Below are 23,126 nucleotides of genomic sequence, written 5' to 3' on the forward strand. Positions count from 1 at the left end.
AAATAATGGAACGAATAGGTGTATTAACATCCGGTGGAGATGCCCCGGGGATGAATGCCGCCATACGTGCGGTTGTGCGAACTTGCGTATATTACAATTTAACCCCTTATGGTATTTGCCATGGATATGAAGGACTCATACAGAATGATATTAAAAAAATGGATGCCGGTTCGGTAAAACATATCATTCACCAGGGCGGGACGATCTTAAAATCTGCTCGCAGTAACGATTTTAAAACTGAAGAGGGCATGCAAAAAGCCTGGGAAAATATTCAGAAGCACCAGCTTGACGGCCTTGTAGTGATTGGTGGTGATGGAACCTTCACGGGAGCTATGAGATTTGGTGAGAAATTTGATTTCCCTATTGTTGGAATTCCGGGAACCATTGACAACGATATTTTTGGTACAGATTTTACGGTTGGTTTTGATACAGCTGTAAATACAGTTGTTGAAGCCGTCGATAAAATTCGCGATACGGCCACTTCTCACAACCGGCTGTTCTTTATCGAGGTTATGGGTCGCGATGCCGGATTTATTGCCGTGTATTCAGGCATTGCCGCGGGTTCCGAAGAAATTCTGATACCTGAAGAAGATCGAGGGGTCGAAAAGCTTTTTGAATCTTTGGCACGAACATCAAAACGAAATAAGTCATCACGACTTGTTATCGTTGCTGAAGGAGATAAAAATGGCAGTGTTTATGATCTCGAAGATAAAGTGAAAGAAGAATTTGGGGATCGCTATGAAACCAAAGTCACAATTCTGGGTCACGTACAGCGCGGCGGGCGTCCGAGTTGTGCCGACCGGGTATTAGCGAGCAGGCTTGGTGTAATTGCTGTTGAGGCCTTAAAAGATGGGAAAAGAGATATTATGGTTGGGGTTCGTGATCGAGAGATCCGGTATACCGAATTTGAAAAAGCTACTAAACAAAATCCGAAAATGGATAAAGAGCTGCTTCGTATAGCCGATATCATTTCTATTTAAGGGTTTATATTCTAATATAATTTAATGGAACATCCTCCTGATCATACCTCCCAAAATGGAAATTCTGTTGATACATCCTACCACACCCCGGAATGGGCAAAACATGTAATTTGGTATCAGATTTTCCCCGAGCGTTTTCGCAACGGCGATCCATCCAACGATCCTACACGTGAAAGAGTAGGGGGGCCCGAGGGATGGGAAATATCGCCTTGGACGGGCGATTGGTATGAACGGGCATCTTGGGAGAAATCACTGGGAGATTCTTTTCGTGATGGGGTATTTAAACGGCGATACGGCGGTGATCTGCAGGGTATTATCGATAAACTGGATTATCTTCAAGAGCTCGGAATCGGCGGCATATATCTCAATCCTGTTTTTGATGCGGTGTCATTGCATAAGTATGATACCAGTCATTATCATCACATCGATCGCTTTTTTGGGCCCGACCCCGAGGGGGATGTCGAGATCATGAAGCAGGAAGATCCCGAAGACCCCAAAACTTGGCAGTGGACTTCAGCAGATAAGCTTTTTTTGAGACTGATTGAAGAGGTTCACAAACGAGGGATGAAAATCATTATAGATGGTGTTTTTAATCACACTGGAACCGACTTTTGGGCTTTTCGGGATGTAAAAAAGAATCAGTCAAAATCGAAATATAAAAAATGGTATTCCATCAATTCATTTGCTGATGAGGAGGGGAAGAAATTTGATTACGATGGATGGTGGGGCGTCAAAAGCTTGCCAGAATTAAAAGAAGTTCATGGTGCGCTGGTAAAGCCTATTCGCGAACATATTTTTGCTATTACCCGTAGATGGATGGATCCCGATGGAGATGGGGACCCGTCTGATGGTATTGACGGCTGGCGTTTGGATGTGCCTGAAGAGGTTGGGAAAAAGTTTTGGAAAGAGTGGAATGCAGTGGTTCGGAGTATTAACCCCAATGCATATACGGTGGGCGAAATATGGACGGACAAAGGCAGAGAATGGGTCAACGGTGAGCTGTTTACGGCGGCGATGAACTATCCCTTTACAGAAGCTATTCAGGATTACATGATTGACCAGTCAATGACTCCTGCTGGTTTTCTGAAAAGATTGCGAATGATTAGAGAAGGATTGCCCGATGGGGCCGAACTGGTTCAGCAGAATCTGATGGATAGTCATGATACGCCGCGGGTGGCATCGATGATTGTTAATCCCGGTCGTGAATTTGATACCAATACCAAGCCGGAGGAAGGGTTTGAAGTGCGTAAACCAACCGCTGAAGAACGACGCCTGCAGAGGTTGATCGCTTTATTTCAATATACCTATGTAGGGGCGCCGATGATTTTTTACGGTACCGAGGCGGGTATGTGGGGTGCGGACGATCCTGATGACCGCAAGCCGATGGTGTGGCCGGAACTTGATTTTGACAATGAGAAAAGCCATCCTCTGGGCAAAAAGCGACCGGTAGATCAAAATGCGTTTGATGAGGGATTATTTAATTGGTATAAGAAATTGGGTAACATTCGCAATCGGCATTTAGCATTACGGGTAGGGAAGCTTAAGGAGATATTGGTGGATAACGAACGACAGGTTTTTAGTTTTGCACGTTTTCTAAACAACCAAATGTTTTGTCTGGTAGTCATCAACCGATCAGAATATACCCGCAAAATAAAAATACCGATCGACCATTTTGAAGTTAAGCAGCGGAAATATCTTGAAAATGTAATTACCGGAAATGGTGCACAGATAAACAACGGTAAAGTCACTGTGATGCTCCCGCCAATTTCCGGTGCTGTTTTATCCCCGGAAGAGACTTAACCATGCGTATAGATCCCAAATACTTTAACACCTTTTTGCTTATTGTTGCGGTAGTGGCCGCCTCTCTTATTGCTTTCTTTGTGATGAGTAATCGTAGTGCCGAGAGGTCGGATTTTAAGCAGCGTATGTTTGCTCAGGATTCGCTGCAAACCATCTGGTGGAATAAGGTGCAATCCGATGACAGCCTGAGAATAGCTGACTTTAAGGGAGCTTTTATCGTCTTGGATTTATGGTCAAACTGGTCGGATGCTTCGCTCAACTCACATACCGAACTGGCCAAAGTTAAGCAAGAATATCCGAATGAGTTGCAAGTTATGGCAGCCGCAGTGGGACTCCAGAAACAAGAAGTAGAAGAGTATATCGAAGAGCACAAGTTTCCTTTTCACTTCGTAGCAGGTTCAAGACAATTTTCAGCGTTCGATATGCCCGGCTTACCTGTCCAATTTGTATATGATCAAAAACTTGAACTTAGGCATGTGTTCTTGGGATATTCCAATGACCGCCAATACGATAGCTTACGGGTTCTAATAACCAATGGAAACCAGCAATAACTGGATTATATTTGATGGAAAGGTCATACCGGAGGATCAACCGGTGGTACCTGTGGTTTCTCGGGGTTTAATGTATGGGGATGGTATTTTTGAGACCTTTCGCACCTACGAGGGGCAATCTTTTTGCCTAAAAGAACATCTCGATAGACTGCATTCCGGTATGCGTATTCTGGGTATAGATGTCAATTCCAAATTACAAATTGGAACGTTACAAAAGATGGTGTTTAAGCTGTTGGAAAAGCAGCAGCTGTTACGTAGGGGTGCTATCGTTCGATTGCAGGTATGGCGCGATGGTCAGCGAGGCTATCATCCACAAGAGGAGAGTATTACCCATTTTTCAATAACGGCCTCAGCCTGTCCTGATGAGTTTTCATTGCCTGTTTTAAAAACTGTTAACCGGAAGCGCATCCCTTCTCAGTCAATACCGTCGGATGTAAAGTTTACCAACGGTATCAACTATATATTGGCAGCACAGGAAGCGGCTAAGGAGGGAGGCGATGATGCCCTCATGCAAACTGTTGACGGCTTTATATCAGAGACGACTATCGCTAATATTTTTTGGATAAAGGGTGATAAAATCTATACGCCCGACAAGGAATGTGATCTTATTCCGGGAATCACAAGAATGGTTATCATGGATATTATTCGCGAAAGCAATGGCTGGAAACTCGAAGTGGGCAAATATTTTCTTGATCATATTTTAGATGCTGATGCTGTATGGCTGTGTAACTCGGTCCGAGAGGTATTACCAGTTAAAAAGATTGACAGGCAAGCGTATGATGTTGACCATACTGCAATACAAAAATTACAAGCTTCGTATATTCAACGCTGTCGATCAAAGAAGAAACCGTTAAAATCGTAATTGGGATGGATGACCTGCTTATATTAACTAAATATTTTGCAACACAAGGAAATGTTATTTTATTGCAGTCTCAGTCCGATGCTCATCCCTCATCACGGGTTTCTTATTTAGCAGCATGTCCTAAAGCAACGATTAAAGCATATGGAGATCAAATTACCGTCATCAGGGGTGGAGAAGAGCAGAGCATTCAAAAAAATCCCTGGGATGCTTTGCAAGCTTTTCGTAACGAAGCAGATGGTTGGCTTTTTGGCTATTTAGGCTATGATTTAAAGAATTATATTGAGCAGTTAGACTCTTCTAATACCGATCCGGTCGCGGCGTCGGATATGCATTTTATAGTCCCGGGATTTTTACTGAAATACGATCATAAAACGAGAGAAACAACATTGATAAAGGGCGATATGCCCTCCAAGGATGAAATTGATCGGCAAACTTTCGACCAAGAAGAGTTTGCGCTTGGAAAGCTGGAACAACAGACAAATCGCGAGCGATATATACAAAAGATAGAAGAAGCACAGCATAGGATAAGTGAAGGTGATTTTTATGAAATTAACCTTTCGCACCAAATGAAAGCACCTTTTAAAGGTTCGGCAATGCATTTATATGAAAAGATGCGAAAGGTTGGGCCGGTACCTTTCGGCAGTTTTCTAAAGTATGACGATCTTTCTATTTGTTCCCAATCTCCAGAGCGATTTCTGCGAAAGGAGGGGAGCACTGTTTACTCTCAACCGATTAAAGGAACCGCAAAACGAGGCGCGACCGCCGATGAAGACGATATTTTGAAGGACAAGTTGATGGCATCAAAAAAAGAGCGGGCCGAAAACCTGATGATTGTTGATCTGGTTCGAAATGATTTAAGTCGGATTGCTCAAAAGGGTACGGTAAAAGTCCCTGAACTTTTTGCTATTCAATCGTTTGGGACGGTGCATCAAATGGTATCGACGGTAATCGCAGAGACCATCGAGGAGGACCCTGTGAATATACTTCGGGCTTGTTTTCCAATGGGATCGATGACGGGAGCTCCCAAAATTAGTGCTATGAAATCTATAGAGGAGCTTGAGGACTATAAAAGAGGAATCTACTCTGGAGCAATAGGTTATATAACCCCTGAGGCAGATTTTGATTTTAGTGTGGTAATACGAACAGCTGTTATAAAAAATAGTCAACTATATTATTCGGTAGGTGGGGCTATTACCAGCGATTCGGATGCCCAGAAAGAGTGGGAAGAAACACAAATTAAAGCTCGCGCGCTCTTACATGTACTTGAAAACCTTGAAAAAGAGTAAGCACTTTCCCCAAATGCCGATATACGTCTCTAAAGGGCTATTTTAGGGATTTAAAAGAGAAGTTGCGAAATCCTTGAAATTAGTTATTATTACAAATGTAAGCCCTTACATATTTTTACTTGAATTATTTTTTTAATTATGATTTTTGAGGAATAATCAATTGGCTGGTAGTACAATATACGACATTGCAAAAAAAGCAGGAGTGAGCATAGCCACTGTTTCGCGAGTTGTTAATAATAGTGAAGGTATCGCGGATAAAACGAGAGAAAAAGTTTTAAAAGTGGCGGATGAACTTGGATACTATCCACAGGCCTATGCTCAGGGATTGGCGCGAAAAAAGAAGAATATTATCATGGTCGTGGTTCCGGTATTATCCAACTACTTTTTTATGGAGGTATTGGCCGGTATTCAGGATGAGATCTCCAAATACAATTATGACCTTAATATTTTTAATGTGCAGAGTACCGGTGAAGATAATATGTTTTCTCAGGTAGAGAATATTATCAAGCGCCAGTGGGCTGATGGATATCTTTTTATCTCTACACATTTACGGGATACCGAACTTGAGAAGCTGCAAAATTATGATATGCCGATTACACTTATTGATGAATCGTATCCCGGGATGGATTCAGTTTCGGTTGATAATGAAAAGGGTATTGAAAAGGCGATGCACTATTTCCTTGAGAATGGGATGACTCGTATTGCAATCATTAGTGCCATGAAGACTTCCAAGCCCGGAAGGCAGCGCATTGAGGGCTATAAAAAAGCACTTAAGGAAGCCGGTGTTTCTGTTGAGGAAGACCTTATTGTATCGGGTGACTCTATGTATCGCGATGGATTTTCTGAACAGAATGGCTACGAGGCGATGAAAAAGCTGTTGGAACTTCCGAACCCTCCGCAAGCTTGTTTTTGTACTTCTGACATTCAGGCGGTAGGTGCTATGAAAGCAATGGAAGAAAAAGGAATGCAAATACCTATTATTGGCTATGATGACATTACGATTTCTAATTACATCGGATTGTCGACCATACGCCAGCCCATGTATGATATGGGCAGTCTTGCTACTAAAAAGCTGATGGATCGCATGAAAAATAGAGAGGTAGAGCCTGAACATAAGGTTTTTGCGCCCGAGTTGATCCTGCGTTCTTCCACAGAAACAGAAGTAAAAGAAGAAGCTTGATTCACAAACCCGAATTGCAATTTTAGAAAGGAATTTTAAATTATTTTTTGATTTATGTGGAAACCTGAAGCTTGCATTTTCGACCTTGATGGCGTTATTGTAGAGACATCTGATGCTCATTTTAAGGCCTGGCAACGATTGGCAGAATCGCTGGGGATTTCTTTTGGGGAAGAGTTTAATGAGCAGCTTAAAGGCGTAAGTCGACGTAAATCAATAGAAAAGATTTTAGCTCTTGAGGACCGGCAATTACCCGAGGAAGAAATCCAGCGACTAATGGATAAAAAGAATGGCTGGTATCAGGATTCTATTGCAGAATTGACTCCAGATGATATTCTGGAAGGCGTCCCTGAATTTTTAACATCGCTACAACAAATGGAGATTCCGCTGGGTATCGGCTCATCCAGTAAAAATGCCCCTTATATAATTGATTATTTGCAACTGAACGATACCTTTGGAGTAATCATCGATGGGAACAAAGTGGATAATACGAAGCCTGACCCGGAAGTATTTTTGAAGGGGACCAAAGCATTGAATGCTGATCCTTCTAAAACGATTGTGTTCGAAGATGCTGCCTCGGGGGTAGACGCGGCTAATAATGGAGGGATGATTAGTGTTGGTGTTGGTTCTCAAGAGTATTTGGGAGATGCCAACCTTGTAATTTCTGACTTTGTCGGTTTAACCCCACAGAAATTATTTTCTCAGTTAAACGAAAAATAACAGATCGATCTAAAACCTTTGATTTATGGATAAGTATTTGAAAACTGATCAATGGAAGATTATTGAAGAAGGCTTTGATCCTGAACGACAGCGTTCATCAGAAAGCATTTTTAGTATTGGCAATGGCCATATGGGCCAACGGGCTAACTTTGAAGAGCAGTACAGTGGTGATTCACTGCAGGGCAGTTATATTGGAGGTATTTATTATCCCGACCCAACAAAGGTAGGATGGTGGAAAAATGGCTATCCCGATTATTTTGCCAAAGTGCTTAACTCGGTAAACTGGATTGGTATTGATGTGTATGTCAACGGTGAGCAGCTGGACCTTGCCGAATGTACAGTTACGGATTTTACGCGTACGTTGGACATGAAGCAGGGACTCTTGCAGCGAAGTTTTATAGCTGAACTGTCGAACGGAAATAAGGTTGCCGTAGAAGCTTGTCGATTTGTGAGCATGGAACGGACTGAGGTAGGAGTTATTGAATATAATATCAAAGCGCTGAATTTCTCCGGAACCGTTACATTTACGCCGTATATCAATGGCGAAGTCTACAATGAAGATGCTAATTATGATGAAATATTTTGGGAGGAAGTGACCCAGGATTCTTTTGACGATGGGGGCATAGTAACGACGCAGACAAAAAAGCTCGATTTTCACGTCTCGGCGGCGATGAAAAATGACGTTCAGATAAATGGGAAAACACTCGATATTGATACAGCAGCTTCTGTTTCTTCAATGTATGCCGAGCAGTCTTACGAAGTTGAAGTCAGTGAAAATAATGAAGTTCAATTTCATAAATATGCTGTAGTTGCTTCTTCTTTGAATCATGATCGTAAGCGCTTACATGACCATACAAAAGAGTCTGTGGCCGATGTGGCTTCCGTTGGATTTGATCAATTAAAGGGGGAACACATCGATCGGTGGCATACCATTTGGGAAGGCAGTGATGTGCATATTGAAGGTGATGATGAAGCTCAGCAGGGGATTCGATTTAACATTTTTCAACTTTATCAAACGTATACCGGCGAAGATGAGCGCCTAAATATTGGTCCAAAAGGATTTACCGGCGAAAAGTATGGCGGTTGTACCTATTGGGACACCGAAGCGTATTGCCTGCCGTTTTATTTGAATACGGCACCCGACAAGGTTGCACGTCAGCTGCTATGGTACCGCTACCGCCACTTGCCCAAGGCTATTGAAAACGCTGAAAAACTCGGCTTCACCGATGGAGCAGCACTCTATCCCATGGTAACCATGAACGGAGAAGAGTGCCATAATGAATGGGAGATTACCTTTGAGGAAGTCCACCGTAATGGTGCTATTGCATATGCAATTTATAATTATATCCGTCACACGGGGGATGACTCCTATCTAAAGGAAGCAGGACTCGAAGTGCTTATTGCAATTTCACGCTTTTGGAGCCAGCGGTTTAATTTCTCTGAAAAGCGCCAACAGTATGTGATGCTGGGTGTTACGGGTCCCAATGAGTATGAAAATAACATCAATAACAACTGGTACACCTCGTACATTGCCTGCTGGTGTATGCGATATACAATGGAAGCTATTGAGAAAGTGCGCGAAGAAGCACCGGAGCAATTTGAGGAAATTCAGCAGAAGACTTCATATAATGATGCCGAAACTGAGCGATGGAAGGATATCTTAGAGCGGGTATATCTTGGTGAAGATGAGGATCTTGGGATTTTCTTACAGCAGGATAATTACCTGGATAAAGTCCAGCGTACGGCCAGCGAACTCGATAAAAGTGAGCGTCCGATCAATCAGTACTGGTCGTGGGATCGCATTCTACGTTCGTGCTACATCAAACAAGGCGATGTGGTGCAGGGACTCTACTTTTTCGAAGATCACTTTGATGAAGATACTATTCGCCGAAATTTTGATTTCTACGAGCCCCGAACGCTACATGAGTCTTCATTATCGCCTTGTATTCACGCTATAATCGCTTCAAAGCTCGATTATAATGACAAGGCCTATCAGTTGTATTTACGGACTGCACGACTCGACCTCGATGATTATAACAAAGAAGTCCATCAGGGGTTGCATATTACCAGTATGGCCGGTACGTGGATGTCGATTGTAGAGGGCTTTGCAGGAAAGCGGGCCAAAGACGGAAAGCTGTATTTTAATCCATCGTTGCCTGATGAATGGGATGCCTATTCCTTTAAAATTTTGCTCAATGGTAACCGGCTTAATATCCGTGTTGAACCGGGGCAAGTTACTGTCCGTTGTGAAAAAGGCAGCGAATCCACCGTGAACATTTATGGTGATGAATATACGGTTTCGCCTAAAAATAAAGCCGTAATTTCATCGCCGGAGCTCCACTAATAACCAATATCAAATTAATGATTAATTAGTCTCTATCATTATGAAGAATCAATTTTCTTTCTCTACCAGAATACTTTCCTTTCTATTATTATTTTCTGTTTCTGCCTTAACGCTGGGATGTGACAATACAAACGGACAAAAACCGGATGCCAATGCCCATATTGAGCATCCCGAGTGGTCGAAAAGTGCCAATATGTACGAAGTAAACATCCGTCAATATACCGAGGAGGGTACTTTTGAAGCTTTTCAAGAGCACTTGCCGCGGTTAAAAGAGATGGGGGTGGATATTCTCTGGTTGATGCCGATTCATCCCATTGGAGAAAAAAAGCGTAAAGGCGAGTTGGGCAGTTATTATTCGATTCAGGATTATACGGCCGTCAATCCTAACTTCGGGACGATGCAAGATTTTAAGGAACTTGTCAAAGCAGCGCATGAGCATGATATGAAACTCTTTTTGGATTGGGTCCCGAATCATACGGCGTGGGATCATCCGTGGACGGAAGAGCATCCTGAATATTATATGAAAGATTCTACCGGAGCGATTACGTATGAAGCCGACTGGACGGATATTGCTCAGCTCAATTATGAAAACAAAGAGCTTTGGGATAAGATGATCGAGAAAATGAAGTTCTGGATTGAAGAGACCAATATTGACGGTTATCGCGTGGATCATGCGGGACATGATATTCCATTGGAATTTTGGAAAAAAGCTATTCCTGAAGTAAATAAGTCGAAGGATGATTTCTTTTGGCTGGCCGAGTGGAATACGCCCGACATGCATCCTTGGTTTGATGCGACCTATACCTGGGAGTACTTTCACCTGACTACAGATATTGCAAAAGGGGAAGCTTCTGTTGATGAGATTACGGAGTATATGGCGAAACAGGATTCGGTATACCCGGATCACGCTTACCGGTTGTATTTTACCTCAAACCATGATGAAAATTCGTGGAATGGTACGGATGAAGAGTTATTCGGTGATAACTTCGAGAATTTTGCCGTAATGGCTGCAACCATTGATGGGATGCCTCTTATTTACAGTGGGCAGGAGACCGCCCTGGATAAACGGTTAGAATTCTTCCAAAGAGATCCGATTGAGTGGGAAGGGTCTGAGTACGAAGATTTCTACCGCACGCTATTTGAACTCAAGGATCGCAACGAGGCACTTTGGAATGGTCAGTATGGCGGTGATTTCGAAGCTGTGGCTACGGAATCATCCGGACAAACGTATGCCTATAAAAGGGGTAAAGGAGATCAAGAAGTGTTGGTGATCCTTAATTTTGAGGGGAACGAACAAGAGATTTCATTTCCGAACTTAGATGATTCAACGGAGTATATCGACGTATTCAGTGGTGAAAATGTGACCATTGATACTGAGGGGGTAACGCTTGAGGCAAATGATTATCTGGTTCTCGAGAAGTAAGTCCTACTTTGATACGCTAATTTGATATGCAAAAAATCATGCTATGAAGAAAAAAAATGAAAAACCCAGGCTAAGCTTTTGGGATATCTGGAATATGAGTTTTGGATTTTTGGGCATTCAGTTTGGCTTTGCCCTTCAGAATGCAAATGTCAGCCGCATATTCGAAACGCTCGGCGCCAGCGTTGATGATATTCCCATTCTATGGATTGCCGCTCCCGTTACGGGCTTAGTGGTACAGCCCATTATTGGTCACCTTAGTGACAGAACCTGGAATAGTTTTGGACGGCGAAAACCATATTTTCTATTCGGAGCAATATTTGCGTCATTGGCGCTTATCATCATGCCCAACTCACCTGTACTATGGGTGGCCGCCGGTATGCTTTGGATTATGGATGCTTCTATAAATATTTCAATGGAACCATTTCGTGCTTTCGTGGGGGATATGTTACCCGCCGAGCAGCACACCAAAGGTTTTGCAATGCAGACCTTTTTTATTGGCACCGGAGCTGTCATTGCCTCGGCCTTGCCGTATATTATGACAAATTGGGTGGGTTTGGCTAATACCGCTGCTCCGGGTGAGATTCCCCCGGCGGTTCGGTGGTCGTTTTACATTGGGGCAGCTACTTTTTTGGGGGCTGTTTTATGGACGGTTTGGACGACCGAGGAATATCCACCGGACGAACTTGAGCAGTATTCCAAAAATGAACCGGGCGAAGGTTCCATTATTGATGCTGCCAAAAAAGGAGAAATTGATTCTGGAAATGCCAAGCGTAAATTTACTGCAGGATCTATTTTAATCGCGATTGGATTAGCGTTAACCTATTACATTTATGGAGCTTCATTTGAAAAAGAACTCTACATTTTTAGCATCGGGGTAGCCGTTTTTGGCTTGGTGATGACCGTAGCCGGTTTTATGCAGAAGAATTTAGGCAAAGATGAGCATGGACTGGTCGTCGTTGTGTCTGATTTTTTGAGTATGCCCAAGACCATGGTTCAGCTTTCGGCCGTACAGTTCTTTTCTTGGTTTGCCCTTTTTGCCATGTGGATTTATACCACAGCCGCGGTTACGTCTCATGTGTACGGAACCAGTGATACAACCTCTGCACTTTATAATGAAGGGGCCGACTGGGTAGGAATGCTGTTTGCTATATACAACGGTTTTGCCGCTATTATCGCTTTTGCACTGCCGGTGTTGGCCAAATGGAGCAGTCGAAAGATTGTGCATGCAATTTCTCTGTTGATCGGAGGCATAAGCCTTGCAAGTATTTACCTGATAAGTGATCCCATGATGCTCATTCTGCCTATGTTGGGTATTGGTATTGCCTGGGGAAGTATTTTGGCGATGCCGTATGCTATTTTATCGGGTGCTATTCCGGCCAAGAAAATGGGGGTGTATATGGGATTGTTTAACTTTTTTATTGTGATACCCCAGATTGTGGCCGCCAGTATTTTGGGCACAATGCTCAGAAATCTATTTAACGGTGAAGCCATATTTGCTCTAATAGCAGGAGGGGGAGCCATGGCTTTCGCCGCACTCATGATGATTTTTGTGGATGATAAAGCAGCTCAGGAAATGAATGATCCGGAAGCCGTGGAACCCACCGAGTAATTATTTGGATGTAGTATCCAACCCGATGACCGGATTTGAATCGGATGGGTTTCTTAAACTGATTCTCGATCCGTAGTTCTGCTGCGGATCGTCTTTATTTGTTGCTGATATAAAAAAAGCTCGACACCTATAAAGTGCCGAGCTTTTACATGAGTTTTTCGAATGATGTTTTTTAGTCCAATTCCAGAATTAATACAGACCGAGAGGGAATTTCAAGATCATCCACTTTGTACGTTTCGCCTGTAATAACATCTGTTCCAGTGGAAAAGCCATTTAGCCGTTCGTAATAATAATCGGTATCCAACGACATAGCCTCTTCGTTTTTATTGAATGCTATCATTACCGATTTTTCTTCATTATAACGGAAAAAAATATATACGCCATCATGTTTGGGCGCGTACTGCATCAGTTCACCGGAATGAATAACGGGATTATCTTTCCGCCAGTTGAGCAGCTTTTTCACAAAGGCCTGGGCTTCTTGTTGTTTATCGGATAATCCTTCTCCGGTAAAACCATTTTTGGTATCGTTTTCCCATCCGCCCGGAAAATCCTCGCGAATCTGTCCGTGATCGTGTTCCTTTTCATTACTCATCAATAGTTCAGTACCATAATAAAATTGAGGGATGCCACGCATCGTCATAATGTATGCCAGTCCCATTTTATATAGATCTAAGTCCTGATTTACTTGTCGATAAAAACGATCCATATCGTGGTTATCGGGAAATATCACCATGTTAAAGGGATTAGCGTATGCATAATCGAAGCTCAAGGTTTCGTAAAGATCAACAAATCCGCTGCCCCAGTTTTCATCGTTGTTTAGAGCTTCAACAAGCGTCGTTTGAATGGGGAAATCCATGAGGCTGGGAAGACAGGAGCTAAAGTTGTCAGGCTTGTCGCTGCCGCGCTGCCATTTGGATAGTACCAGTGGATCAACGCTCCATTCTTCACCCACAATATTGAAATTGGGATATTCTTCCATGATTTGGCAGGTCCACTCGGCCATAAACTCCTGTCCGGCATAGGGATGGGTATCATGACGAATACCATCGAGACCGGCATATTCAATCCACCAGAGGCTATTGTAAATCAGGTAATCAGCCAGCAGGGGGTTGCTTTGATTGAGATCCGGCATCGTTTTCACAAACCAGCCATCCGTCATTATTTTCTTGTCGATATCAGAAGCATAAGGATCGTGCAATGTCGTTCGCCGGTGATTCGTTTCCTGATAGTTATCGGGATAATGCACCCAGTCCTCGGTTGGTAGATCGTCCATCCACCAGTGATTAGAGCCCGCGTGATTCATAATCATATCCATGATAAGTTTAATGCCTCGTTTTTCAGCTTCCTCACTCAGTTTTTTATAGAGCTCGTTGCTTCCGAAGCGGGGGTCTACTTTGTAATAATCGGTCGTGGCATAGCCGTGGTAAGAAGCTTCCGCCATGGCATTTTCCTTGACGGGATTCAGCCACATCGCCGTAAAACCCATCTCTTCGATGTAATCAAGATGATCGATAATACCTTGAATATCGCCCCCATGCCGACCGTAATCGTCATCTCTGTCGAGACTATCAGCATATCCTGCTACACTGTCATTATCGGGATTTCCATTTGCAAAACGATCGGGCGTAATCAGGTACATGACGTCTGATGAGTTAAAGCCTTGGCGCTGCGCAGAGTTTTGCTCTCGCTCTTTGAGTTCGTATGCATAGCTGAGCTTCTGTTCGCCATCTTTTGAAAGTGTGATGTCAAAGCTTCCGGGTTTGGTATCTTTGGAGATATCCAGGTAGACAAACAGGTAGTTGTCGTTTTCTACTTTTTGCACCCGTTTAATTTTAATGCCTTCATAGTTGACGGCAGGAGAGAGGTTTCCAATATCATCGCCGTAAATCATAACCTGCAATTCGGGATTTTCCATCCCCACCCACCAGTGGAGTGGTTCCACGCGCTCAATGGCGTAGTCTTGTGCATCTGCTGAAAGATTGAATATCAGGAATAGAGCTAAAAATGTTGTTATAAAATGATATTTACGTTTCATAGAAGTAGGGGTTCATTCTGATTTACATTCGAGCTTACTTTTCTAACAAAAATGTCAGTGGAATATGTAGTCTGTTTGACCAAGACTTTTCGGAATGATCAGCCCCTTCAAATTCCCGGCTGATCCAGTTTTCGGGCGTATATCCTTTATCACGCATTGTTTGATCAATAAGGTCTTGGTAGGGAGGATAGAGCGAATCCAGCGTTGCTGTACCATGATCGAAGTAAATTTTATGGTTTTCCGGTGAAGGTAGATTGGCAGAAAGATAACTATTAATCGCCTTGGGAATAATGTTATCCGATTTTGAAGTTCCAATCCAGTGGGTAGATAAGCATGCGGCTCCACCGAATAAATCTGGATATTCACTTAGCCCATAAATAGAGATAAGTCCGCCCATACTTGAGCCCATCAAATAGGTATGCTCGGAACCGGGTTGAGTTGAGTATGTACTGTCGATGAAAGGTTTGAGTTCACTGACGAGAAACTTTAAATAATAGTCTGCTTTCAAATTAACAGGACCTAACTTCATCAGAGAATCCCGTTGAGTCTTGGGAATATAATTAACTGCTTTTGCGGGAAAATATTCAGCAAATCGCTGATCGTCATTGTTCCAAATTCCAACTACAATAACAGGTGAAATTTTATCTTCAGAGATTAACTTGCCAGCCACTTCATCTACTTTCCACTCTTGGTTGTTCCAGGTTTTGGAGGAATCAAAAAGCATTTGCCCGTCGTGCATATAGAGGACACTATATTTGTTGCTGCTGCTGTAATTGTCTGGAAGCCAAATATCAACGTTTCGAGCATCTACAAAATCTGATGAGAAATGATACCGATTAATATGTCCCGATGTTACCTGCAAATTATGGGTGGTATCCTGCTGAATCTTATTCTTTTTAGGCTGATCTGATAAATCAGAATTGCAGGCTTGCGTGAGAATAATAACTAAAAAAGCTAATATTGGAGAAAGGAGGATTTTCATAGGAAGTATTATTTATTATGGACGGTCGGGTGGATTTGAAAAAGGGGTAATCTCCAATTGGGAAGACATGCTGCTTTCGTTTTCATTTTCGTCAATGGCCGTAAGGCGATAGTAGTAGGTGGTTCCATTCTCAAGAGCGGTGTCCGTATACTCAGCAGCCTGTATCATATTTGACCCGTTGACCGGATCCATACCTGAGATGTCTGAGATGCTGCTGGTGGATCGGTATAAATTATAGCCGGTCAAATCACTTTCCGTATTGGCATCCCAGGTTAATACCACTTCCTGATCTCCGGATGTCCCTTTTAGGCTGGTTGGTGCCGAAGGAGCGTTATTATCGGTATCATCAGGGCTGGTGGAAGAGCCTCCGCAGGAGGTCAGTACCAAAAAACCACAGAGTGTTATTACTATCGATGGTATTAGAAATATACGGTTCATAAAATTCTTGGTTATTTGATTAACGTCATCTTTTGAGTAAACCGCTGTTCGCCAATTTCAAAAACAGCAAAATACATCCCACTGGCCCGCTGACTGCCGTCAAACGTAACGGTATGAACACCGGCCTGACGAACTTCATTATTTATGAGCGTACTCACTTTCTGACCAAGTAAGTTATAAACCTGAACTCGTACCTCTGATTGTTCCGGTAGCGAAAATCGCAGGGTAGTGGATGGATTAAACGGATTGGGATAGTTAGGGTTTATGGTTATTTCCTTGGGTAGGAATTCTTCTTGTTGCTCGTTGATATACCGTGTATCCCCGATTACCAATAACATGGAAGTATTTTCGCGATCCGGGATAATTGTTACTTCTTTTTGATTACTTAAATCATACTTACGGCCTGACTTAGTATTTAAAAGCCCAAGTTGAATTCCTGGATTATTCTTCCAACCCTTAGCGCTAATAGTAACTGGTTCTCCGGGAGTAGCCGAGAGGGCTAATTCTTCTCGATGACCTTGTTTGTTTTGATTTCGATATACATGCGCTAACAAGTTGGCCCGTGCAGATTGTTGTTCACTCTTATTGGTTGCAAATCGCAGTGATGCCCCTTCAAATTTTGAGGGGGGAGCTACAATATTAGCATGGGATTTTTCATCATTAACAAAGGTGAGGCGGCTTGTAGATGTTTTTTCTCCATTTTTTTGAGTAATGAGTTGGAGTTCGGTTTGTTTCGCTTCTGGTTTTTGTTTGGAGGATGTCTCCTCGTAGGGAATTAGTAAATGATTTAACCCTTGATCATTCCAAAAGTAAAAAGCTTCACCAGAACGTGCTGATACAAAATCGTCTGCTTGGTTGTATGAGCCATCAAACTGCCAGATGGGTTGTAGGTTACTATCGTTGATTTCTGATACCTTTGACCACGCCACATCGGTATGCAGTGGATTGGATATAATATTCCATCCGTCGTGTAGCGGAATCGAAGCCTGATTATTCTCATTGAGTTGTACGGTGGGGACGGTCTGCTGGTAAGTAAGATCTTCTTTGCTGGTGACCCAGAAACCGTTGCCGGCATTCATGTTGAAGGTAGAGCTGCCATCGTATTTAACCATATAATTCTGATCTTCGCCATTGTCCCAGAATGCTTGCCAGTCAACACTTGGTTCACCACTTAACAGGTCAGATAAACCTTGATTGGGGGTACCGGGCAGGGCTACTAATCGGTAATCTTTGGTAGTGGAGGCCTCGCTAAAAGTTCTTGAGATATCCACAGCTATTTGTGTAGGGACAAAGCTGAGCAGATCTTCTGCAGGTGCCTCAAACTTTTGAGTGGTATAGATATGAAATTCGCCGGCCGTCATCGTAAGTGTCGTATCAGTATTGTTTACTGAGAGGGTATCCCCGGAAAAGAAATCGTACCAATCACCGGTTTGAGAAAATTGAGGCTTCAGTTCAGTATCCGTAACACCAAAATTACCCGCAATATTTACTTTTAATTGGGGATGACTAATCGTAATACGTTTGGTAGCATCAGTCACGTCCATGATTACATCGGAGGTTGCGGAGGTAAAAGCTTCGTGAGAATTGCGAAGCCGGATAAGTGCTTTGTAGGTGTCATAAAGTTTTTTGCGATTTGCCTCCTGGTAATACTCCCAGCGGATCGGTTTTTTTCCCGTCCGTCCATTTTGATTGATATCAATCTCATAACCCAGCTCTCCAAATTGCCAGAACATCTTGGGGCCCGGCACGGTAAAAAAGAAAGCCGATGACAGTTTTATTCGATTTAGTGCCGTGTTTAATTCCGTAATATCATAAGAACCACTACTGTTACTGTTGCCGTAGTTTATGTTTTCATACATAATACGCTGCTCATCATGGCTTTCCATATAACCCACTAAATTAGGGTTGCTCCAGTTTCTGTTTGCATGATAGATCCCGGAGAAATTACTTTCTGAGCTATATCCCATCGAGGATTGTTTGTAATTGTGATGCATATTGCCCCATAGCAGCATGCCATAATCGGCCAATTCCTGTTCTTCACTGTTTGCCGTCAAGTGTTCCAGGATTACATAAGAAGAATCGTCCACCGCCCATTGCTGGTCGGCCATGCGTTTTAAAATTCGTATCCGATCGTCATCACGAGCCCATCCATCGCCCATATTTTGGGTAAAACCTTTGGTGAAGTCGAAGCGATATCCATCCGCATTAAACTCCTCGAGCCAGTAACGGGTCACCCGATCTACATAATATTTGGTGGCTTGAGATTCATGATTGAAATCATATCCCCAAGAATACGTTTGATTAGGAGATTGGACATTAAGATACGGGTTTTGGGTTGTAGGTTGCCCGTAGTCACCTTCGTTCCACAGCCGTACCAGGGGTGACTGACCATACACGTGATTTAACACAATATCTAAAATGACCGCCATGCCGCGGGAGTGAGCTTCATCAATAAAAGCTTTTAGATCATCAGCGGGGCCGTAATACTTGTCCGGTGCCAAAAGAAAAGCCGAATTGTATCCCCAGCTGATGTTACCCTCAAACTCCATTACCGGCATTAGCTCAATCGCATTCACACCAAGCCGGTCGAGATAATCAAGCGTGTCAGTTAGCGTTTTGTAATCGTGATTCTCTACGAAATCCCGAACCAGCAATTCGTATACTACCAGTTCCTCTTTGTCAGGGCGATCGTAGTTTTGGTGCGCCCATTGGTAGTCCGTTTTTCCGGGCTGCAAAACGCCCACACTAAAATCCGTTTGATCGGCAGGGTAGGGTTGTAAACCCGAATAGGTTGCTTCACTGATATACTGGTCGTCGGGTTGCAGGACTTTTTCGGAATAGGGGTCCGCTACGCGTATTTCTCCATCTACAAAATATTGAAATCCATATTCTTTATTTGGATCAGGTACATCAAATTCAATCCAGAAATAACTGCTGTCGGCATTGACCGTCTCTTTATTCATAAAATAATTGGGATCCACTTCCCAATTCGTAAAATCACCGATTACGTATACAAACTCCTTGTTAGGTGCAAAAAGGGAAAGGCGAACCGTATTGTCATCCACATAAGTGATACCATCTTGGAGGCCCTGCGGACGAGCTTGCTGGGTAATTTCCGGGTTAACGACCAGTTGCTGAGTAACCTGATCGGTATTCGTACCATCAGTTCCTTCTAAACGCACTTCAAAGTTACCGGCATTTTGAGCAGGATAATCATGTGAAATAGTATTGCTCTGGCTTTGAGCAACCTGCTGATTGTTGATAAAAAGAGTAAGCTGCTCATTACCAGTGTCGGTGGATGCAATCCCTTCGATGGTAACCGTACTGTTTTGTGAGGTAAAAGCGGGATCCTCAGAAGGAGAGGTAAGGCTTACATTAAATTGATTTTGGTACACCTCCGCAAATATATCTTCGCCGCCGGTGGCTTTTCCTTCTCGTGAGCCATCACTACTTCGGAAAACAAAAGCCATTTGTTCGATGGTTTCACCTTCTGGCACGCCATAATACTCGCGTATAGAAGGAGTAATATCCAAGGTATAGCGATTGGGATTATCAGCATCGCGCTCCATTTTTGCTTTCGGGATATTTTCACCCCAATCAGCCATTACATATTTCCAATCAGAGTTACTGGTACTTTCGTTAGTAATAACGCCGGTATGAGCATACACATCGCCTGTATAACCCTCCAGGCCGCCGGTTCCTTTGGTAGCATCAAAGGTAATCGTTACCGATTCGCCCGAAACAGGAAATTTGGGATTGGTTGTAATTACTTGTGCCTGAGCTGTTATAAAAAGCCCCAGTAAAAACAGAAGTGTTGTGGCAACGCGTCTCATAATAGTGTAGGTAAATTAATAAAAGCCCACCCATCATTGATGAGTGGGCTTTTTACGGATTTTAAACTAATGTTAGTTTTGGGTTATACTATATGTATAGGGATCACCGCTGAGATCTAACTCAATGGTATAATTTCCATCAGAATCGATGGCGATATTTTCACCGCCGGCCTCAAGAATACCGTCTGCGCCGTTATCCCCATATTCGATATTCCAGGCATCATTTGCACGGAACTTAACTTCACCAGAGGTAAGATCTGTGGTAATGGTCCAAACTTGATTAGCAGAGTCATAAGTCATGTTTTGGTCAGATTCCCACTCATTCGCTGTAGCTGAACCAATTAAACCCCATTGGGTTTGGGTTACGGTATATTCCAGGCGATTGATATTAACATTAATTTTATAATAACCTGGATCAGCAATTTCAATGTTGTCACTTCCTGGCTCTAATGTTCCGTCGCCACCACTGTCACCCCAATCGGAACTCCAATTACGCTCGGGGGTAAACTTAAATTGGTTACCTCCATTAGCCATATAAACATATCCCTCGTAATTATCAGTCAAGTCAACTGTTGTAAGGGCAGGAGCGGTTCCCGGATCCCAATCGTTGCCTTCGTTACTGGCTCCTTGATAACTGCCGGGCACATATATTTCCGGACAATACTCACAAGTAGAAAATGGAGTAAAGCCAAGGGTTATCGTATCTGATGTATAAGAAGTATCAGTGAGTGTTGTCTTGACACGAAAGTCTAAAGTTGACTCTTGTAAGGGAGTGAAGCCAAGACCCAGTAAGTTTGCATTCATTTCTCCTACTGTTATTGAATATGATGTGCCTTGGGTATTAGCAAATTCAATAGGATCAGAAAAGTCATTACCTGTCTCAACCATTTCAATAGTAACATCAGGTGCAGCAGAAAATCCATAATCTGGATTATTCCATTCAAATGTGACCAGATTTTGATCTGTCTCATCTTCTGAAAGGGTAAAACTCTGACCGGATTCCGGAGCGGTAATTGCCGGAGAACCCGGATCACTGTTCATAACGGGTCCCATTTCCTCTTTGTCACAAGAGGAAAAGACCAGGAACCCTGCCAGTACAAATGTTAATAGGCTAAGTTTCTTCATGATTATTTGTTTTTAGATTTAAAATCGTTTTGAAAATCGGACTAATTAATAACCCGGATTCTGTTCCAGATTTAGATTTGAGTTGATGTCGGAAGCCGGAATAGGGAAGAGGTTAAATTTTGAATCAGTACTTCTTCCGGCCGGATCTTCACCTTTCCAAGCCCATATATAATCACTTCCGGTAAATTGACCGAATCGACGCAAATCAGTTCTGCGGTGAGCCTCCCAGTACAGCTCTCTACCGCGTTCATCAAGGATGAATTGCAGGTTAAGATTACTGGTACTAATATTGGCTTCATCTGATCCGTAAGCTCGTTCTCTCAGATCATTAATAAGACCAACTGCCTTATTCATATCACCAGAATTTCCGCGCATTGTAGCTTCAGCATACATTAAATATACATCTGCTAACCGGAACATGGGAAAATCAATATCTACAAAGACTTGATCGGAACCACTTTGACCGTTTTGGTTTAGGTTCTTCCACTTGGTAAGTCCATAGCCATTGGTAAACTCAGCCAAAATAGGAATTTCTTTTTCTTGACCGTCAGTAAATAATGTATTCCTATTATTAGCCAGTTCAACATGGTATGTACTGTCATTTAAATTGACTGTAATATTATGCCGACCGGGTTGCTGCGCATAAAGGTTGTCTCCTCCAGAATCAAGAGTTCCGTCTCCTTCATTATCGCCCCAATCTTCATTCCAATTTTGTTCCGGAGTAAACTTAAATTCGCTACCAGCATCATTAATGTAGATATATCCGGTATAAATACCATCATTATTGTTATCTACAAGGGCAGGGGCTGTTCCTGGATCCCAGTCATTTCCGTAACCGCTTGCTGATTGGTAGCCGCCAGGTACGTAAATTTCGGGATCACTGTTTGGATTACTTACCTGTTCACCGGCTGTTCCTATTAATTCGAATTTATCGGCGAACTGTGGAGTGGTACGGTGTCCGGCCCATGCTTCATTGGTTCCAAAGTTGCTGGGATTCATATTACCCCCAATAGCGGCGTGGTGGATGAATGTTGTCCCTCCATAGGTTTGGGTATTTACGCCGTCGAAGGGGATGGAGAAAATGAGTCCATCAGCATTATGGTTATCAGCCATGAATAGCTGATCATAGTTGTCATCCAGCGTATAACCGCCTTGGTCAATCACTTTATTTGCATAGGTGACGGCGTCGCCGTAACGAGCTTCATCAATATAAACTTCGGCATTGAGGTACAGCTTCGTTAGGAGGGTCCAAACGGCTCCTTGGTCAGCTCGTCCGTAGTCGTTATCGCCGGGAGCAGGCATTTCGCTTTCAATTTCAGTGAGTTCCGTCTCAATGTAATTGAAGAGCTCCTGGGCACCAACTGGTTCGGGCTGATAAGCTCCAACAGGATCATCTTCGGTTACAAATGGGACATTACCGCCAAACATATCAAGGGCATGCCAGTAGCTGAGGGCACGCAAGAAACGAGCCTCGGCAAGGTATTGCTGTACTTGCTGGTTGTCACTACCCTGCGCGTTACGAATAAATTCATTGGCAAGACTAATTTGATAATAGATACGACTGTAAAGAGCCATTACAAAGTCGTTGGAGGCATTCCATGCATGGTAATTGAATTCCGGAAGGCCGGTATCATTCCATCCAACAACGGCTTCGTCTGTTGATATTTCTTGCGCTACCCAGAGCTGACGAATATAGCTTGAGAAGCCTTCGTCAATACCCTGTATGTCGGCGTCGCCAGCTGGCCCTTGCTGTCCGGTAGTGGCAAATCCTGCATATAACTTTGCCAGAACTTGGCGGTATTTGTCAGGCCCTGTATATACTGATTCTGATGTTTCAACATCGTCATCAATCGGACTGGTATTGAGATCGTCCGTACACGAAGTAGCGGTAATAGCCATTAAGGCGATTAACACGATCGCGACTATTTTAAATTTTGTGTTTAACATAATGGTCGGTTTTA

General features: G+C 43.1%; 16 protein-coding genes. 10 read left to right on the forward strand and 6 right to left on the reverse strand.

Annotated elements, in window-relative coordinates:
* Nucleotides 1-5: 5 nt before the first annotated feature.
* The 10 genes from pfkA to ACQ76V_RS01760 all read left to right on the forward strand — a co-directional run bounded on the left by pfkA (nt 6) and on the right by ACQ76V_RS01760 (nt 12,752).
* The gene (gene pfkA, locus ACQ76V_RS01715; RefSeq protein ID WP_440998733.1) at nt 6-980 is read left to right on the forward strand and encodes a 6-phosphofructokinase; all 975 of its coding nucleotides are present in this window, start codon (nt 6-8) and stop codon (nt 978-980) included.
* Between the two features lie 24 nt (nt 981-1,004).
* On the forward strand, nt 1,005-2,780 hold the full coding sequence (locus tag ACQ76V_RS01720; protein ID WP_440998734.1) for a glycoside hydrolase family 13 protein: 1,776 nt from the start codon (nt 1,005-1,007) through the stop codon (nt 2,778-2,780).
* A gap of 2 nt (nt 2,781-2,782) precedes the next feature.
* On the forward strand, nt 2,783-3,331 hold the full coding sequence (locus ACQ76V_RS01725; protein ID WP_440998735.1) for a TlpA family protein disulfide reductase: 549 nt from the start codon (nt 2,783-2,785) through the stop codon (nt 3,329-3,331).
* The gene (locus tag ACQ76V_RS01730) at nt 3,315-4,193 is read left to right on the forward strand and encodes an aminotransferase class IV (protein ID WP_440998736.1); all 879 of its coding nucleotides are present in this window, start codon (nt 3,315-3,317) and stop codon (nt 4,191-4,193) included. Before ACQ76V_RS01725 ends, ACQ76V_RS01730 begins: the two co-directional genes overlap by 17 nt.
* 5 nt (nt 4,194-4,198) lie before the next feature.
* On the forward strand, nt 4,199-5,479 hold the full coding sequence (pabB, locus tag ACQ76V_RS01735) for an aminodeoxychorismate synthase component I (protein ID WP_440998737.1): 1,281 nt from the start codon (nt 4,199-4,201) through the stop codon (nt 5,477-5,479).
* Between the two features lie 160 nt (nt 5,480-5,639).
* Nucleotides 5,640-6,659, forward strand: coding sequence for a LacI family DNA-binding transcriptional regulator (locus ACQ76V_RS01740; protein ID WP_440999022.1), 1,020 nt, complete (start codon nt 5,640-5,642; stop codon nt 6,657-6,659).
* Between the two features lie 54 nt (nt 6,660-6,713).
* On the forward strand, nt 6,714-7,376 hold the full coding sequence (pgmB, locus tag ACQ76V_RS01745) for a beta-phosphoglucomutase (protein WP_440998738.1): 663 nt from the start codon (nt 6,714-6,716) through the stop codon (nt 7,374-7,376).
* 25 nt (nt 7,377-7,401) lie between these two features.
* On the forward strand, nt 7,402-9,720 hold the full coding sequence (locus ACQ76V_RS01750; protein WP_440998739.1) for a family 65 glycosyl hydrolase domain-containing protein: 2,319 nt from the start codon (nt 7,402-7,404) through the stop codon (nt 9,718-9,720).
* Nucleotides 9,721-9,760: 40 nt separating this feature from the next.
* The gene (locus tag ACQ76V_RS01755; protein WP_440998740.1) at nt 9,761-11,143 is read left to right on the forward strand and encodes an alpha-amylase family glycosyl hydrolase; all 1,383 of its coding nucleotides are present in this window, start codon (nt 9,761-9,763) and stop codon (nt 11,141-11,143) included.
* A gap of 43 nt (nt 11,144-11,186) precedes the next feature.
* Nucleotides 11,187-12,752: an MFS transporter gene (locus tag ACQ76V_RS01760; protein WP_440998741.1), complete on the forward strand. Its 1,566-nt coding sequence runs from the start codon at nt 11,187-11,189 to the stop codon at nt 12,750-12,752.
* Nucleotides 12,753-12,924: 172 nt separating this feature from the next.
* Here ACQ76V_RS01760 and ACQ76V_RS01765 read toward each other — a convergent pair whose 3' ends face one another.
* From ACQ76V_RS01765 to ACQ76V_RS01790, 6 genes are all read right to left on the reverse strand, one after another.
* Entirely contained in the window at nt 12,925-14,787 is a 1,863-nt protein-coding gene (locus tag ACQ76V_RS01765) for a glycoside hydrolase family 13 protein (RefSeq protein ID WP_440998742.1), read from the reverse strand.
* A gap of 34 nt (nt 14,788-14,821) precedes the next feature.
* The gene (locus tag ACQ76V_RS01770) at nt 14,822-15,769 is read right to left on the reverse strand and encodes an alpha/beta hydrolase (protein ID WP_440998743.1); all 948 of its coding nucleotides are present in this window, start codon (nt 15,767-15,769) and stop codon (nt 14,822-14,824) included.
* A gap of 15 nt (nt 15,770-15,784) precedes the next feature.
* Nucleotides 15,785-16,207, reverse strand: a complete 423-nt coding sequence (locus tag ACQ76V_RS01775) for a fibronectin type III domain-containing protein (protein ID WP_440998744.1) — start codon at nt 16,205-16,207, stop codon at nt 15,785-15,787.
* 11 nt (nt 16,208-16,218) lie between these two features.
* Complete coding sequence (locus tag ACQ76V_RS01780; protein ID WP_440998745.1) at nt 16,219-20,040, reverse strand: alpha-amylase family glycosyl hydrolase; 3,822 nt, start codon at nt 20,038-20,040, stop codon at nt 16,219-16,221.
* A 72-nt stretch (nt 20,041-20,112) separates the two neighbouring features.
* Nucleotides 20,113-21,165: a SusE domain-containing protein gene (locus tag ACQ76V_RS01785; RefSeq protein WP_440998746.1), complete on the reverse strand. Its 1,053-nt coding sequence runs from the start codon at nt 21,163-21,165 to the stop codon at nt 20,113-20,115.
* A 45-nt stretch (nt 21,166-21,210) separates the two neighbouring features.
* Nucleotides 21,211-23,112 carry a RagB/SusD family nutrient uptake outer membrane protein gene (locus ACQ76V_RS01790; RefSeq protein WP_440998747.1) on the reverse strand — a complete coding sequence of 634 codons (1,902 nt, stop codon included), beginning with the start codon at nt 23,110-23,112 and terminating at the stop codon, nt 21,211-21,213.
* Nucleotides 23,113-23,126: the final 14 nt, after the last annotated feature.

The sequence above is a fragment of the Fodinibius sp. SL11 genome (assembly GCF_052060035.1).
In the GTDB taxonomy this organism is placed as follows: Bacteria; Bacteroidota; Rhodothermia; order Balneolales; family Balneolaceae; genus Fodinibius.

Coding starts and splice junctions, on each gene's coding strand:
- pfkA (WP_440998733.1), top strand. CDS start 6: ATGGAACGAATAGGTGTATTAACATCCGGTGGAGATGCCCCGGGGATG.
- ACQ76V_RS01720 (WP_440998734.1), top strand. CDS start 1,005: ATGGAACATCCTCCTGATCATACCTCCCAAAATGGAAATTCTGTTGAT.
- ACQ76V_RS01725 (WP_440998735.1), top strand. CDS start 2,783: ATGCGTATAGATCCCAAATACTTTAACACCTTTTTGCTTATTGTTGCG.
- ACQ76V_RS01730 (WP_440998736.1), top strand. CDS start 3,315: ATGGAAACCAGCAATAACTGGATTATATTTGATGGAAAGGTCATACCG.
- pabB (WP_440998737.1), top strand. CDS start 4,199: ATGGATGACCTGCTTATATTAACTAAATATTTTGCAACACAAGGAAAT.
- pgmB (WP_440998738.1), top strand. CDS start 6,714: ATGTGGAAACCTGAAGCTTGCATTTTCGACCTTGATGGCGTTATTGTA.
- ACQ76V_RS01750 (WP_440998739.1), top strand. CDS start 7,402: ATGGATAAGTATTTGAAAACTGATCAATGGAAGATTATTGAAGAAGGC.
- ACQ76V_RS01755 (WP_440998740.1), top strand. CDS start 9,761: ATGAAGAATCAATTTTCTTTCTCTACCAGAATACTTTCCTTTCTATTA.
- ACQ76V_RS01760 (WP_440998741.1), top strand. CDS start 11,187: ATGAAGAAAAAAAATGAAAAACCCAGGCTAAGCTTTTGGGATATCTGG.
- ACQ76V_RS01765 (WP_440998742.1), bottom strand. CDS start 14,787: ATGAAACGTAAATATCATTTTATAACAACATTTTTAGCTCTATTCCTG.
- ACQ76V_RS01770 (WP_440998743.1), bottom strand. CDS start 15,769: ATGAAAATCCTCCTTTCTCCAATATTAGCTTTTTTAGTTATTATTCTC.
- ACQ76V_RS01775 (WP_440998744.1), bottom strand. CDS start 16,207: ATGAACCGTATATTTCTAATACCATCGATAGTAATAACACTCTGTGGT.
- ACQ76V_RS01780 (WP_440998745.1), bottom strand. CDS start 20,040: ATGAGACGCGTTGCCACAACACTTCTGTTTTTACTGGGGCTTTTTATA.
- ACQ76V_RS01785 (WP_440998746.1), bottom strand. CDS start 21,165: ATGAAGAAACTTAGCCTATTAACATTTGTACTGGCAGGGTTCCTGGTC.
- ACQ76V_RS01790 (WP_440998747.1), bottom strand. CDS start 23,112: ATGTTAAACACAAAATTTAAAATAGTCGCGATCGTGTTAATCGCCTTA.